We start from the raw sequence: 14035 nt of genomic DNA on the forward strand, positions 1-14035 counted from the left end.
GGGGCATTGCCGCGCTGCGGCGAAAGAAAGTTGCGCGATGGATCGCCAACGCTTACACATTGCATCAAAGGGAGAGAGTGATGAAAATTTGTCGCAGCATCGCAGAAATGCGCGCCCAAATGGCCGCGTTTCGCAACGCAGATCACAGCGTGGGATTGGTCACAACCATGGGCGCGCTGCATGCAGGCCATATGGCGCTGGTGAAATCGGCGGTTCAGGCCCATTCCCGCGTGGTGGCGACGATTTTTGTCAATCCGACCCAGTTTGGCGACCCGTCCGATCTGGACAATTACCCCCGCACCGAAGAGGCCGACCTGACAATGCTACGCGACGCGGGTGTCGCGGCGGTGTTTATCCCCGATGCCGGGGATATGTACCCAGACGGTGACGAAACCATCGTCGAAACCACCGGTCTGGCCAATATGTTGCACGGTCTGGTGCGTCCGGGGCATTTTCGCGGTGTGGCCACCGTCGTGACCAAATTGTTCAACATTGTTCAGGCCGATGCGGCCTATTTCGGGGAAAAGGATTTTCAGCAACTGGCCGTGATCCGCCGGTTGGTGCGGGATTTGCACATGCCAATCCAGATTGTCGGCGTGCCAACCGTGCGCGAAGCCGACGGGTTGGCCATGTCATCGCGCAATGTCCGCCTGACTGCCCCCGACCGCGCGGCCGCAATTGTGTTGAACCAAGCGTTGAGCCGCGCCGAAATGCTGGCCGCAGAGGGTGCTCAGGTGGACATCCTGAACCAAGCAATCCGTGATACCATCACCGCAGAACCTCGCGCCACGTTGATGGCCGTGGACATCGTGATTGCGGACACATTTGAACCGGCCACCGGCCCGGTGACCCAAACAATCGGGATCATGATCTCTGCCCAATTCGGCGCAGGCGATAATCAGGTCCTGTTGATCGACCAAAGGGAGATACATCCATGAGTAGCCAAACAGAAACCATCCGCCGGATCACTGTGCCGCAAATCGCCAACCGCAAGGGCGGCGAACCGATCGTTTCCCTGACCAGCTATCACGCGCATACCGCTGCGATCGTTGACAAATACGCGGATTTTATTTTGGTCGGCGACAGTCTGGGCATGGTGATGCATGGGATGGATTCCACGGTGGGTGTCCCGCTGGATCTGATGATCATGCATGGCAAAGCCGTGGTGCGTGGCACCCAGCGCGCGCTGATCGTCGTCGATATGCCGTTTGGGTCCTATGAAGAAAGCCCCAACATTGCGTTTCGCAACGCAGCCAAGATCATGAAGGAAACCAGCTGTGGCGCGGTCAAGCTGGAAGGCGGCGCGCGCATGGCTGAGACAATCAAATTCCTGACCGAACGCGGCATTCCGGTGATGGCCCATATCGGCCTGACCCCGCAATCCAGCCACGTCATGGGCGGGTTCAAAACCCAGGGCCGCGACGAAGACAGCTGGGATCTGCATTCCGCCGACGCCAAAGCCGTGACAGAAGCCGGGGCCTTTGCCGTGGTATTGGAAGGCATGGTTGAACCACTGGCTGCACGGATCACCAAAGAAATCGGCATCCCAACGATTGGCATCGGCGCATCCGCCGATTGCGACGGTCAGATTTTGGTGCTTGAGGATATGCTGGGCATGAACCCTTGGACGCCAAAATTCGTCAAAGTTTACGGCACGTTAGGCCCGATGATCGAAGAAGCCGTCAGCAAATATGCCGATGAAGTCAAAGACCGTTCCTTCCCGAGTGAAGACGAAGTTTACCGCTAGTCCAAAACATCACCGAATAAAAACAGCCCGCGAACACAGAGTGCCGCGGGCTGTTTTTTGTCATTTATGATCGGCGTTAAGCTGTTTTACGACGCTTAAACGCGGCCAGTCCGCCCAAGCCTGCAAACAACATCCAAGCTGTCGCTGGCAGTGGCACGGGCGGAAGCGCCTCTGAAGAGAAGGTAATGCCCGATGCGGAATCAAACCCCAATGCGCCTGCCGATGTTGCGACATCGTTGAACTGGTTCAAGGCAAATGCCCCCCCAGTTCCCGATACTGTAAATGCGGATGACAAGTCAGCGGTAGCGTCTGTAAAGAAATCAAAGAGGTCTAAACCGCTGCCGCGGCTAAAGAAAACCACACTCCCGATTGCGCCAATTCGTGTTGCGAGATGGAATGTGCCGGATCCAACACCTGCGATGGAAAACGTCGCAGAATCCAGCGGGTTCAAAATGTTGCTGGACAAGTTTTCGCTGTCACCGGTCAGCGAAAATGTAAATTCTGCATTGGAAAATGATGTGCCGTCTAAACTACCTGAACCAGTTCCGCTGATTGTGTAGTTCAACGTGGTTGCCAGCGCCGCAACCGGCGCGACCATCAACGTAGAAATGAACAAAAAGGTAAATACCAAACTCGTTTTGATTAGCTTCATGATTTCTTTCCCAATCAATTGTTTATGATTTCCAGATTGGTAAATGCTTATCTGAAATTGCGCAATAAATTTTGCCAATACTGCCTGCACTTCTTGATGTACGGATAGGCTGACAATCCATAAACGGACCCGTTCCCTAACGTTCCAGACGCCAGCACTAGGTCAGGGCAACCTGACTGGACAAACCCGCCGCATCCGCGCCTAATCCCCCTATTTAAGGAGCGTATTATGCCCAGCATGTCCATCAAAGACGCCGCCATTTTGGCCGAAGCAAGCTATAGCCCCTCTGGGATCAACAGCCCGCGTATCCTGCATTCCTGCCCGGATGCCGACGTTCAGGGCCATTTCCTAGACGGCGACATCCTATTGCTGCCGGGGTCAAATTCCATTCGCGATTATATACGGTTCAATCTGCGGGTGCTGAACCTCGGGAATGTGAAACTAGCGCTCAGCGGTGACAAAACCGAAAAAGGCACCAGCGGGACCACTTGGCATCAAGGCTTCCTGTCTTATTCACGGGTGCTGACCACGTGGCTCAGCGGACTGAACAAAAAGCCCAAATTGATCATTGGTCATTCTTTGGGCGCGGCGTCGGCGCAAATCCTGTGTCGCACCTATGGCGCGCCCGCGATTTGTTTTGCCGCCCCGCGCCCGAAATTCATCAAAGGTGCTGTGAAACACGACGAAAAACTGCTGATCATCAACCGCAGTGACGATCTGGTGCCGGGCATGCCCCCCAGCTTTAGCCATATGGGTAAAATTCATCTGCTGAGCCCCGCCAAAAAACGCCGTTTTCCCGCCCATGCCATGAAACATTATCGCAGCATTTTGAATGAAACGACGTCGCTTCCGACGCGCTGGGGCTAAGACAAACGGTTCACGGCAACACAGCTTCGGTGCGCAAACGTGGGATGTTAACGCAAAATTGCACCCTATATTCTAGGTCAAAGGAGCGATGACATGACACTACGTCCTATTGCACAGACCATGATCGGCCAGCCCACAATTGAGGGCGCTGGCGTTAAACTGGATCGGTTGTTTGGATTTGGCGACAGCAGTTTGACCGATCCGTTTTTGTTGATGGACCATTTCGGCAGCGACAATCCTGCGGATTTTCAGAAAGGGTTTCCATGGCATCCCCATCGCGGGATCGAAACCATCACCTATGTTCTGGATGGCGAAGTCGAACACCAAGACAGCCTGGGAAATACAGGTGTGCTGGGCGCAGGGTCGGTGCAGTGGATGACCGCCGGATCCGGGATCATGCATCAGGAAATGCCACGCGGGAATGCTGCGGGGGCGATGCATGGGTTTCAGCTTTGGGCCAATTTACCGGCCCATCTGAAAATGACCGATCCCCGGTATCAGGACATTGGCGCCGCCGATTTACCAATAGAAGGCGAAGAAGACGGATCAACCGCCAAAATCATCACCGGGGAATTCTGGGGCAAAACCGGGCCGGTGGATGGGGTCGCGGCCAACCCGTTGATCGTTGATATTTCGATCCCCGCAGGCCGTCACAAAGTGATCCCCGTGGACACGCGCGCCAATGCAATGGCCTATGTTTTTGCCGGATCAGGCAGCTTTGCCAATGCCTCTGCGCCGGTGGGTATTCAGGTTGAAAAAGAATTCAACGGACAGGAATTATCGTTTCAGGATTTAACCGGCGAACGCACATTGGTGCGATTCGATGCGGGTGATGAAATTTCTGTTCAGGCAGGCCCCGAAGGGATGCGGTTTTTGCTGATAACGGGCCGCCCCATCCGTGAACCTGTGGCGTGGCACGGTCCCATTGTGATGAATTCCAAGGCGGAATTGATGCAAGCCATCAAGGAACTACGCCAAGGCACCTTTATCAAAGACACCCGTTAAGCCCTTGTTAATAACTGGTGCAGCGCCGCCACAGCCGGTTCTGTACCACTTTCATCATCCAAAAAAATATGCTAACGTGTGGGTAAGGCCCAAAAAATGGGTCACTTGAGAAAGAGCAGTTATGTCACGTATTTTAGTCGCAGCCTTATGCTGTGCGACGATGTTGTCCGCTTGCGGTGCAGCACCACAAGATGTGGTTTCTAGTCGCAATTACAATTCACCGGTCTTTGTACCGGACCTGTCAAACGCGCGCTAAGCGTTGCTGATGGGGCATGTCATGCTGGACCCGTTATTACGCGGGCCCGTGGGTGCGAATTGCAATTTCAATGCGCCCTAAATGACACCACAATAAAAAGAACAGGCCCGCTTGTGATCAATGGCGGACCTTTCAAATCCACGGCCCCTTAGATCATCGGGGCTAGATCACCGTCGGCAAAACCAAATCCGGCGGCCTATGACCATCATCAAACGTCTTGATGTTGATCAGCACTTTTTCCCCCATTTCAATACGGCCTTCGACCGTAGCGGATCCCATATGCGGTAACAGCACCACGTTGGGCAATTGACGCAGATGCGGGTTAAATTCCGACCCGTGTTCAAACACATCCAGCCCAGCCCCGGCGATTTCGCCTGCCCTCAACATCCGTGTCAGCGCATTTTCGTCAATCACTTCACCCCGCGACGTGTTGACGATCACAGCCGACGGTTTCATCAATTTCAAACGACGGGCATTCATCAAATGGAACGTCGATGGCGTGTGTGGACAATTGATTGAAATCACATCCATACGCGCAACCATCTGGTCCAGACTGTCCCAATAGGTTGCCCCCAAATCTTGTTCGGTTTCAGGGCGCAAACGACGACGGTTGTGATAATGCACTTGCATTCCAAAGGCTTGGGCACGCCGCGCAACCGCCTGCCCGATCCGCCCCATGCCCAAAATGCCCAGCCGACGTCCAGAAATACGCCCCCCCAACAGCGCATTGGGCGACCAACCGGTCCATTTGCCACCTTGGATCCGGGCCACGCCTTCGGGCAGTCGACGGGTCACTGAAATGATCAAGGCCAGCGTCATGTCTGCCGTGTCTTCGGTCATGACCCCCGGCGTGTTGGACACAAAAATCCCGCGTTCGCGCGCAGCATTCACATCAATATGATCCACCCCTGCGCCGTAATTTGCGATCAACCGCAACTGATCCCCGGCCTGATCCAGCAACTCAACGTCGATCCGATCACTGAGCGTGGGCACCAACACATCCGCGCGCTGCATTGCCGCGGCCAATTCTGCGCGGGTCATGGGCGTATCTGTGTCGCGCAATTCCACGTTGAACAGCTCGGTCATGCGGGTTTCAACCGGTTCGGGCAACCGTCGCGTGACAACAACACTCAGATCTTTGGTTGGCATCAATGCCTCCAGTCTTCTTTTCATTTGTGACCTTCCATGGCACCTTGCACCCCAAGCGCGGCGACCACAAGAACCCACCACAATAACGACCGCAGCCGAGTAGACATTATCAAGACAGGAAAAGACGATGACCATGGCTCGTCTGGCGGGGATTTTACTCGCTTTTGCACTGATTGTTCCCCATTCCGCGACTGACCTGCGCGCCCAAGAGGTTGGGTCGGAAACCAATTTGCCAATCCCGCGATTCGTGTCGCTAAAAGCCGCAGAAGGCAATGTGCGACGCGGTCCATCCTTGTCGCATCGGATCGATTGGGTGTTTGTGCGGCGCAATATGCCGCTACAGGTTACGGCTGAATATGGCCATTGGCGTCGGGTGATTGATCGCGACGGTTTTGGGGGTTGGGTCCATTACGCATTGCTGTCAGGGACGCGCACAGTGATCATTGATCAACCCGATTTGCCGCTCTTGGCCCGCCCCACAGCGGATGCTCCCCAAAACGCGGTTTTGCAACAGGGTGTGATCGCCCGGATTGGCGAATGTTCATTGGACTGGTGCCAATTATCGGCCGACGGTCACCGGGGCTGGGCCCGCAAAGGCGCCTATTGGGGCGTGCGCGCCGATGAAATCCTCGACTAGCGATATCCGCCGAGGTAGCTGAGAATATGGCCAACCAAACCGAGTCAAAACTAAACATATCCGCCGGGGTTTTTTCGGTCACGGTCGCGTTTGTTTTGGTCATGGCAAAAATGTGGGCCTTGGGGGAAACGGCGTCGTTGTCGATTGCCGCCACTTTGGCGGATTCTGCATTGGATTTGTTGATTTCGATCGCCGGTTTGGCTGCGATTGCCTATGCCGCCAAACCCGCAGACGAAGACCACGCCTTTGGGCATTCCTCAGCCGAAGATTTGGCCGCCTTGGCGCAATGCCTGTTTATCCTGACATCCGCCGGGATCATCGCGGGCGTTGCGGTGATGCGCCTATTCGCCAGCACCCCGCAGCCGGTTCAGGAAACCAATCGCGGTATCGCCGTGATGGTGTTTTCGATCTGCGTCACGCTGGCATTGGTGGCGTGGCAACGCTATGTGGCGCACAAAACCGGTAGCCGCGTGGTCAAGGCTGACAGCCTGCATTACCTCGGGGATTTGGTGCCAAACTTTGGCGCGATTATCGCGCTATATGCGGCGCAAATCGGGTTTATGCGGGTGGATTCCTATGTGGCGCTGGGTGCCGCGGCCCTATTGGCCATCGGGGCGCTGCGTGTCGGAAAAGGCGCGTGGGATGCGCTGATGGATCGGCGCGCTGATCCGGCGGTCATTCAGGACATCTGCAATATCGTCCAAGATTTCCCCGGCGTGCATGGCCACCACGACCTGAAAACCCGCACCTCTGGCAGCCGCATGTTTGTGAACATGCATATCGAACTGGACGGCAGCCAGACCCTAGAAGAGGCCCATGCCATTGGCGCGGCGTTGCGGCGGGCCATCGTAAAGGCCCATCCGCGTGCTGATGTGTTGATCCACAAAGACCCTGTTGGGGTGACCAAACACCCCGAAGATACGCGATAGCCGCTAGGCCAATCCACGCCCTTTCAGCAATGCATCCACGCCGGGCATCCGCCCCCGGAACCCTTTGTATAGCTCTGCGGCATCCACCGATCCGCCCACCGACAGGATATGTGTTTCCAATCGCTTGGCCATTTTCGGATCAAACGGTCCACCGGCCTCTTCAAAGGCGACAAACGCATCCGCATCCATAACTTCGGACCACATATAGCTGTAATAGCCGCAGGAATATCCATCCCCGGCAAAGACATGGGCAAATTGCGGCGTGGCATGGCGCATTCCGATGGCATGGGGCATGCCCAATTCGGCCAAAACTTCAGCCTGTTTTTGCATGGGATCTGCGGGCGCAGGCCCGTCATGAAACGCCAGATCGACCATGGCTGACGCCACATATTCCACCGTGTTGAACCCGGCATCATAGGTGGCCGCGGCCAGCACTTTGTCCAGCAGGTCCTGCGGCATTGGCGCGTCGGTTTCTGCATGGGTTGCGAATTTTGCTAATACGTCTGGCACTTCTAACCAATGTTCATATAGCTGGCTGGGCAATTCAACAAAATCGCGTGCAACGGATGTGCCGGACACGGTTTCATAGGTCACGTCCGACAGGATGTGATGCAATGCGTGGCCAAATTCGTGGAACAACGTGCGCGCATCATCATATGACAACAACGCAGGCGCATCCGCGGCAGGTTTGGCAAAGTTGCAGACATTGGTGACAATCGGGCGGATATCCCCGGCCAGTTTTTGCTGGGACCGCATCGCGCCACACCACGCACCGGATCGTTTTGATCCGCGCGCAAAGTAATCCCCGACAAAGGTCGCCATGTGCCGCCCATCGCGGGTGATGTTCCAGATACGCACATCTGGATGGTATTTCGGGGCGTCAATCTCTTCGAATTCCAGTCCAAACAACCGGTTCGCGCAGTCAAATGAGGCCTCAATCATGCGGTCCAATTGCAGATATGGTTTCAGTTCCGCTTCATCCAAATCATGTTCAGCTTGCCGACGTTTTTCCGAATAATAGCGCCAATCCCACGGCTCTAACCGTCCGTCATGTCCGTCCGCGTTTAGCATATCCGTCAGGATTGCCTCATCCTTTAGCGCGGCGGCTTTGGCGGGTTCCCAGACCTGTTTTAACAGGTTTTGAACCGCATCCGGTGTGCCTGCCATTTCCGTTTCCAGTTTGAAATCTGCAAACGTGTCATAGCCCAGCAAATTAGACCGTTCATGGCGCAATTTCAGGGTTTCAGCGGCGATGCCGCGATTGTCGGTTTTCCCACCATTGGCCCCGCGCAATGTCCACGCGCGATAGGCCCGTTCTCGCAGATCGCGACGGGTCGAAAACTGCAAAAACGGTACAATCAAGGACCGCGACAGCGTGACAACAGGGCCATCCACGCCCTTTTCTGCGCCCGCAGATTGCGCGGTCGCCACCAGAAAATCCGGCAGACCTGCAATGCCATCTGCATCCAATTCCATATGCCAGTCGCGTTCATCGGCCAGCAGGTTTTGGGTGAATTCTGTTCCCAGCACAGACAGGCGCGATTTCACCTCGGTTAAGCGATCCGAATTTTCACCATCCAAACGCGCGCCGCCACGGACAAATCCACGATGGGTCAACATCAAAACGCGGCGCTGTTCGGCGTTCAAATCCAGATCATCCCGCCGGTCCCACAGATCATCAATGCGCGCAAACAGGGCGGTATTGGACGAAATTTCCGATGAATACGCCGATAGGATTGGGGCAAATTCCCGCATCAACGCTTCGCGGGCGTCGTTGCTGTCCGCACCTGCCATGCTATAAAACGCGCCCAAAACACGGTTCAGGTTTTGATCCGCCAATTCCAACGCGTCGATTGTATTGGCAAATGTGGGTGTATCGGGATTGTCGGTGATGGCCGCAATATTGGCGCGGGCCTGTTCGATCCCGGCCTGCACTGCGGGTGAAAAATGCGCGTCATCTATCAAATCATACGGGGGCAATCCAAACGGTGTGTCCCAGTCCGAAAGCAGTGGGTTGGTCATGGTGATCTCCTTTGATCGGAATCTAGGCATCCCTATGCCAGAACACCATGACCAAGTGGTTAGAAAATCCTCTGACAGATCACCATCGCGATATGACGCGTGATCACCGCACCGATTGGCCGGATCAGTGGCCGCAAATTGGGCAATCGGCCCGTGGTTTCAGCGTCATGATCCGTGTTTCCGCATAAAGCGCATCATAGATCAGCATACGCCCCGCCAAACCCTGCCCAGCGCCGGTGATCTGTTTGACGGCCTCAACCGCCATCAGAGATCCAACCACCCCCGGCAACGGGCCGATCACCCCCGCGATGGAACAATTCGGAGCAAGCGACGGATCAGGGGCTGTGGGGAAAATGCATTCATAGCAGGGCCCGCCATTGGCTGGATTATAGGTGCTGATCTGGCCTTCCCATTGGGTTAGGGCCGCACCAATCACCGGTTTGCCCAATTTGGCCGCGACCCGATTGACCAGATACCGGGTTTCGAAGTTATCCGACCCTTCGAGGATCAGATCATATTCGGCAAACAGATCCTCAGCCGACTCGTCGTTCAAGCGTCGGTGATAGGGTTTCACATCGATATGTGGGTTCTGGGCCAGCATCGCGGCTTGGGCAGAGAACACCTTGGGGGTGGCGATCTGTGCATCCGTATGGATCACCTGACGTTGCAGGTTTGAATTGTCGACCACATCGTCATCAATCACCCCAATTGTGCCCACACCAGCAGCGGCCAGATATAACAGCGCCGGCGATCCAAGCCCCCCGGCCCCAACCACCAAAACACGCGCGTTTTTCAACGCCTTTTGCCCCGGACCGCCCAATTCGCGCAGCACGATATGGCGGGCATATCGGTCCAGTTCTGTTTCGGAAAATGTCGGCTTTGGCCCCATATCGGGGGTGGTACGCATCGCGCGCGCCTTTAGGCGGCGCACCAATTTGGCATAGCCCCAGATGATCGTGCCAAATGCCAGCAACATCACCCAAAGCGCGGCGGATTCGCCGGTTGCCTGACGCAGCGGATGCCCATCCGGCAGGATCAGGTGCAGCAAAATCACAGCGCCAAACAACACCGCAATCATCGTTGTGCGAATGTGCATCGGGATTTTCATCACGATGCCGATCCCCCACATCGCCGCCGCCATGGATAGGACAACGATCACTTGGACGGCTCCGCAACTCCGGTCGAGCCAAAGCCACCCGCCCCACGTTCTGTTTCATCCAGCCCCTGCACCTCCGCAAAGCCCGCCTGAACAACGGGCGCGACCACCAATTGCGCAATCCGGTCGCCATGGGCGACCGTAAACGGCTGATCCCCGGCATTCATCAAAATGACCCCAACCGGGCCACGATAATCGCTGTCAATTGTACCAGGCGTGTTGGGCAATGTGATCCCGTGTTTCAACGCCAATCCGGATCGGGGCCGGACCTGAACTTCGAACCCATCCGGAATGGCCATACGCAGGCCGGTGGGGATCAACTGACGTGCGCCCGGTGCCAAAGTAACCGGCATCCTGTCGTCAAAATTGGCGCAGATATCTGCACCAGCAGCCCCTGATGTCTGGTAATTCGGCAAAGGCAGCGTTTGATCTGCCCCGTCCAACCATTCCAGCGCCACAACCGGGGTCATTTCAACGCCTCTGCGATGCGAACGGCCAGTTTGCGGGCCACGTCATCTTTGGTCATGCGCGGCCAATCCTCGGCGCCGTCCGCATGGATCAGGGTCACGTCGTTTTCGGTCCCGCCCATGATCCCGGTTTCTGGGCTGACATCATTGGCCAATATCCAATCGCACCCCTTGCGGGCGCGTTTGGCCGTGGCATGTGCCATCACATCATCCGTTTCCGCAGCAAATCCGACCACCAATGCAGGGCGACCATCCGTCATTTGGCTGACCGTCGCCAGAATGTCGGGGTTTTCGGCAAATTCCAAAACGGGCAATCCGTTACCGTCTTTCTTGATTTTGCTATCAGACGCATTTGCCATCCGCCAATCCGCCACGGCTGCGGCAAAAACCCCGGCATCCGCGGGCAATGCGTTTTGCACGGCCTCCAACATCTGTTTAGCGGTTTGCACAGCGATCACTTTGACGCCGGCGGGCGGCGGCACATCCGAAGGCCCGGTGACAAATGTCACATCTGCGCCCAGCGCTGACAGGGCATTTGCAATCGCGGTCCCTTGGGATCCAGATGACCGATTGGCAATATAGCGCACAGGATCAATAGGTTCATGGGTCGGACCGGACGTGACCAACACATGTTTCCCTTTCAGCGGGCCATCGTTTAGCGCAGCCTGAACCGCGTCCACAATTTCAAGTGGCTCTGCCATGCGACCGGGGCCAAATTCGCCACAGGCCATGTCGCCTTTGTTGGGGCCAACCATCAAAACACCATCATTGGTCAGGGTTTTGATGTTGCGCTGGGTGGCGGGGTGATCCCACATCCGGACATTCATCGACGGTGCCACCAACACGCGTTTGTCCGTCGCCAACAACAATGTCGACGCCAAATCATTGGCCAGACCGGACGCCATTTTTGCCATCAAATCCGCCGTAGCAGGGGCGACAACGATCAAATCCGCCGCGCGGGACAGTTCAATATGGCCCATTTCGGATTCATCGTTCAGATCAAACAGGTCCTGAAACACTTTGTTCCCCGCCAGCGCAGACACCGACAATGGCGTGACGAATTCTGACCCCGCTTGGGTCAATACCGGCGTCACCTGCGCCCCGCGTTCGCGCAATCGCCGGATCAGATCCAACGATTTAAAGGCCGCGATCCCGCCCCCGATGACCAATAGAATGTGTTTGCCTGACAGCATAACCGCCCCCAATTCGTTTCACCCAAACCCTAATCCCATCACACGCAAGGAGCAAACAGGTGCGCCGCTTTCCCTTAGATATCTGATGGGGTAATCACGGTTTCAACTCTTAGAGGGGCAAATACACATGCTGACTTTCATTATTGGCGGCGTCGCATCCGGCAAAAGCGCCTATGCAGAACGGCTGATCATGCAAACCAAAGCTGAGCGGGTTTATCTGGCCACGTCTCAGCCGTTGGACGATGAAATGACGGCAAAAATCGCCGATCATCGGGCGCAACGCGGCCCTGACTGGCAAACCATAGAAGAGCCGCTAAACCTTGCGCCCGTTTTGCAATCCATCCCCGAGGATCGGATTGTATTGTTGGATTGCGCCACATTATGGCTGACCAATTGGATGTGTGCCGATCGGGATATGGACGCGGCCATCGATGCCTTTGTCGATGCCATAGCCTATTGCGCCGCGCCGCTGGTTATTGTGTCCAATGATCTCAGCGGTGGTTTGGTGCCCGCCGATGCTGTGTCGCGCAAATTTCAGCGTGTTCATGGGCAGCTGAACACCGCCATTGCCGCGCGGGCCGAACTGGTGGTTCAGGTCACAGTGGGCCTGCCAACCGCCCTAAAGGGAACGTTATAATGACCCAATGGCATTGGGTGCGTCACGGTCCAACCCATGAAAAAAACTTTGTTGGCTGGCGCGATGTCCCGGCGGATTTGTCGAATACAGATCAGATATCCCGGTTAGGGTCCTATTTGCCTCAAGCCGCCTATGTTCTGTCATCGGATTTGATCCGCGCATCCGACACCGCCAAGGCCATTCAGGGGACCCGTCAGAACCTTGGGGTATTTGCGGACATACGTGAATTTAACTTTGGCGCTTGGGATGGGCTGCATTTTTCCGAAGTCGCCGAACGTGATCCCGACCTGTCACGTCAGTTCTGGGAGCAACCGGGCGATTTAGCGGCCCCGGATGGCGAAAGCTGGAACGCAGTGGCCAACCGTGTCGGGCAGTTTGTCGATAAAATGAACGCCCTGCATCCAAATAATGTGTTCATTGCGGTGGCCCATATCGGAGTGATTATGACCCAGATTCAACGCGCATCCGGCAGCACAGCCTATCAGGCGATGGGGCATGTCATTGATAATTTATCCGTTACCGACATGGAATTTGACGGACAAAACTGGCGCATGGGCCGCATTAATCACAGACCTTGATGGACCTGTTCACGAATCCGAACTGGTCAAACGCATTTTTACAAGGATACCATCCCCCTATGACATATGATTTATATATTGGTGATCGCACCTTCTCCAGCTGGTCTCTCAGAGGCTGGTTAATGTTCGTTAAATTCGGACTTCCCGTAAACACACATATGGCCGGGCTTTATTCCGGCACGATGGCCAAGGATCTAAAACCGCTGGCCCCGGCCAAATTGGTGCCCGTGATGAAAACCCCGGACAATGTCGTGGTGGGGGATACATTGGCCATGGCTGAAACGCTGGCGGAACGTCACCCAGATATTGCCATGTGGCCTGCGGACCCAGCGCATCGGGCATTTGCACGCTGGATGGTCAGCGAAATGCATTCGGGTTACGCCGCTTTGCGCGGGGATTGTCCGATGAATTTGGCCCATTCCTGGGCTGATTTCACCCCCTCAGACGCTGTTTTGGCCGATGTCGCCCGTATCGAAGACATGTGGGCCCGTGCCCGCGCCATGAAACCTGCCGGCCCTTGGCTGTTTGGGGACTACTCGCTTGCGGATGTGTTCTTTGCGCCTGTGGCGGCGCGTTTGGCCGGATACGGACTGCCTCTCAGTGATGCGGCGCGGGACTATGTCATGACCCATTTGCGGGATCCGCATTTCGTGGAATGGCGCGCCGAAGGGGCCAAAGTGACCTATGACCCCGTGCCATATGACCTGCCATTGACCAAGGCCGATTGGCCGGTTTCTTAA

15 protein-coding genes are annotated in these 14035 nt (G+C 55.8%); 9 read left to right on the forward strand and 6 right to left on the reverse strand.

Translation table 11 applies throughout. The features are described from left to right. Positions 1 to 80: 80 nt before the first annotated feature. Together panC and panB are read left to right on the forward strand one after the other, a co-directional pair. Positions 81 to 938 carry a pantoate--beta-alanine ligase gene (gene panC, locus AB1F12_RS14560; protein WP_368185088.1) on the forward strand — a complete coding sequence of 286 codons (858 nt, stop codon included), beginning with the start codon at positions 81 to 83 and terminating at the stop codon, positions 936 to 938. Beyond that, positions 935 to 1747, forward strand: a complete 813-nt coding sequence (panB, locus tag AB1F12_RS14565) for a 3-methyl-2-oxobutanoate hydroxymethyltransferase (protein ID WP_368185089.1) — start codon at positions 935 to 937, stop codon at positions 1745 to 1747. Before panC ends, panB begins: the two co-directional genes overlap by 4 nt. A 76-nt stretch (positions 1748 to 1823) precedes the next feature. Here the strand turns inward: panB and AB1F12_RS14570 are convergent, their stop codons facing one another. Further along, positions 1824 to 2399 (reverse strand): VPLPA-CTERM sorting domain-containing protein, encoded by a 576-nt coding sequence (locus AB1F12_RS14570; RefSeq protein WP_368185090.1) that lies wholly within the window; start codon positions 2397 to 2399, stop codon positions 1824 to 1826. 228 nt (positions 2400 to 2627) lie between these two features. Between AB1F12_RS14570 and AB1F12_RS14575 the strand changes: the two genes are divergently transcribed. Both AB1F12_RS14575 and AB1F12_RS14580 read left to right on the forward strand, forming a co-directional pair. Beyond that, positions 2628 to 3266 (forward strand): hypothetical protein, encoded by a 639-nt coding sequence (locus AB1F12_RS14575; RefSeq protein WP_368185091.1) that lies wholly within the window; start codon positions 2628 to 2630, stop codon positions 3264 to 3266. Positions 3267 to 3359: 93 nt separating this feature from the next. Beyond that, positions 3360 to 4271: a pirin family protein gene (locus AB1F12_RS14580; protein ID WP_368185092.1), complete on the forward strand. Its 912-nt coding sequence runs from the start codon at positions 3360 to 3362 to the stop codon at positions 4269 to 4271. 418 nt (positions 4272 to 4689) lie between these two features. On the opposite strand, the gene AB1F12_RS14585 is transcribed toward AB1F12_RS14580, so the two are convergent. After that, complete coding sequence (locus AB1F12_RS14585) at positions 4690 to 5676, reverse strand: 2-hydroxyacid dehydrogenase (protein ID WP_368185093.1); 987 nt, start codon at positions 5674 to 5676, stop codon at positions 4690 to 4692. Between the two features lie 133 nt (positions 5677 to 5809). Here AB1F12_RS14585 and AB1F12_RS14590 point away from each other — a divergent pair, with 133 nt between their 5' ends. Then, on the forward strand, positions 5810 to 6313 hold the full coding sequence (locus AB1F12_RS14590; RefSeq protein ID WP_368188384.1) for an SH3 domain-containing protein: 504 nt from the start codon (positions 5810 to 5812) through the stop codon (positions 6311 to 6313). Between the two features lie 26 nt (positions 6314 to 6339). Next, positions 6340 to 7242, forward strand: coding sequence for a cation diffusion facilitator family transporter (locus AB1F12_RS14595; protein ID WP_368185094.1), 903 nt, complete (start codon positions 6340 to 6342; stop codon positions 7240 to 7242). 3 nt (positions 7243 to 7245) lie between these two features. Here the strand turns inward: AB1F12_RS14595 and AB1F12_RS14600 are convergent, their stop codons facing one another. The 4 genes from AB1F12_RS14600 to coaBC form a co-directional block, all read right to left on the reverse strand. Next, positions 7246 to 9264, reverse strand: coding sequence for a M3 family metallopeptidase (locus AB1F12_RS14600; protein WP_368185095.1), 2019 nt, complete (start codon positions 9262 to 9264; stop codon positions 7246 to 7248). Between the two features lie 124 nt (positions 9265 to 9388). Next, on the reverse strand, positions 9389 to 10423 hold the full coding sequence (locus AB1F12_RS14605) for a ThiF family adenylyltransferase (RefSeq protein ID WP_368185096.1): 1035 nt from the start codon (positions 10421 to 10423) through the stop codon (positions 9389 to 9391). After that, entirely contained in the window at positions 10420 to 10890 is a 471-nt protein-coding gene (gene dut / locus AB1F12_RS14610; protein WP_368185097.1) for a dUTP diphosphatase, read from the reverse strand. Before dut ends, AB1F12_RS14605 begins: the two co-directional genes overlap by 4 nt. After that, positions 10887 to 12080, reverse strand: a complete 1194-nt coding sequence (coaBC, locus tag AB1F12_RS14615; RefSeq protein WP_368185098.1) for a bifunctional phosphopantothenoylcysteine decarboxylase/phosphopantothenate--cysteine ligase CoaBC — start codon at positions 12078 to 12080, stop codon at positions 10887 to 10889. Before coaBC ends, dut begins: the two co-directional genes overlap by 4 nt. A 127-nt stretch (positions 12081 to 12207) precedes the next feature. Between coaBC and cobU the strand changes: the two genes are divergently transcribed. The 3 genes from cobU (at position 12208) to AB1F12_RS14630 (ending at position 14035) form a co-directional block, all read left to right on the forward strand. Further along, positions 12208 to 12717, forward strand: coding sequence for a bifunctional adenosylcobinamide kinase/adenosylcobinamide-phosphate guanylyltransferase (gene cobU, locus AB1F12_RS14620; protein WP_368185099.1), 510 nt, complete (start codon positions 12208 to 12210; stop codon positions 12715 to 12717). Beyond that, on the forward strand, positions 12717 to 13295 hold the full coding sequence (locus AB1F12_RS14625; protein WP_368185100.1) for a histidine phosphatase family protein: 579 nt from the start codon (positions 12717 to 12719) through the stop codon (positions 13293 to 13295). Before cobU ends, AB1F12_RS14625 begins: the two co-directional genes overlap by 1 nt. Positions 13296 to 13417: 122 nt before the next feature. After that, a complete protein-coding gene (locus tag AB1F12_RS14630) occupies positions 13418 to 14035 on the forward strand; it encodes a glutathione S-transferase (protein WP_368185101.1) in 618 nt (205 codons plus the stop codon).

It is taken from the genome of Aestuariibius sp. HNIBRBA575, from assembly GCF_040932005.1.
Taxonomy (GTDB): Bacteria; Pseudomonadota; Alphaproteobacteria; order Rhodobacterales; family Rhodobacteraceae; genus CANLNM01.

Coding starts and splice junctions, on each gene's coding strand:
- AB1F12_RS14580 (WP_368185092.1), top strand. CDS start 3,360: ATGACACTACGTCCTATTGCACAGACCATGATCGGCCAGCCCACAATT.
- cobU (WP_368185099.1), top strand. CDS start 12,208: ATGCTGACTTTCATTATTGGCGGCGTCGCATCCGGCAAAAGCGCCTAT.
- dut (WP_368185097.1), bottom strand. CDS start 10,890: ATGACCCCGGTTGTGGCGCTGGAATGGTTGGACGGGGCAGATCAAACG.
- AB1F12_RS14570 (WP_368185090.1), bottom strand. CDS start 2,399: ATGAAGCTAATCAAAACGAGTTTGGTATTTACCTTTTTGTTCATTTCT.
- AB1F12_RS14600 (WP_368185095.1), bottom strand. CDS start 9,264: ATGACCAACCCACTGCTTTCGGACTGGGACACACCGTTTGGATTGCCC.
- panC (WP_368185088.1), top strand. CDS start 81: ATGAAAATTTGTCGCAGCATCGCAGAAATGCGCGCCCAAATGGCCGCG.
- AB1F12_RS14575 (WP_368185091.1), top strand. CDS start 2,628: ATGCCCAGCATGTCCATCAAAGACGCCGCCATTTTGGCCGAAGCAAGC.
- AB1F12_RS14630 (WP_368185101.1), top strand. CDS start 13,418: ATGTTCGTTAAATTCGGACTTCCCGTAAACACACATATGGCCGGGCTT.
- panB (WP_368185089.1), top strand. CDS start 935: ATGAGTAGCCAAACAGAAACCATCCGCCGGATCACTGTGCCGCAAATC.
- AB1F12_RS14585 (WP_368185093.1), bottom strand. CDS start 5,676: ATGCCAACCAAAGATCTGAGTGTTGTTGTCACGCGACGGTTGCCCGAA.
- coaBC (WP_368185098.1), bottom strand. CDS start 12,080: ATGCTGTCAGGCAAACACATTCTATTGGTCATCGGGGGCGGGATCGCG.
- AB1F12_RS14590 (WP_368188384.1), top strand. CDS start 5,810: ATGGCTCGTCTGGCGGGGATTTTACTCGCTTTTGCACTGATTGTTCCC.
- AB1F12_RS14595 (WP_368185094.1), top strand. CDS start 6,340: ATGGCCAACCAAACCGAGTCAAAACTAAACATATCCGCCGGGGTTTTT.
- AB1F12_RS14625 (WP_368185100.1), top strand. CDS start 12,717: ATGACCCAATGGCATTGGGTGCGTCACGGTCCAACCCATGAAAAAAAC.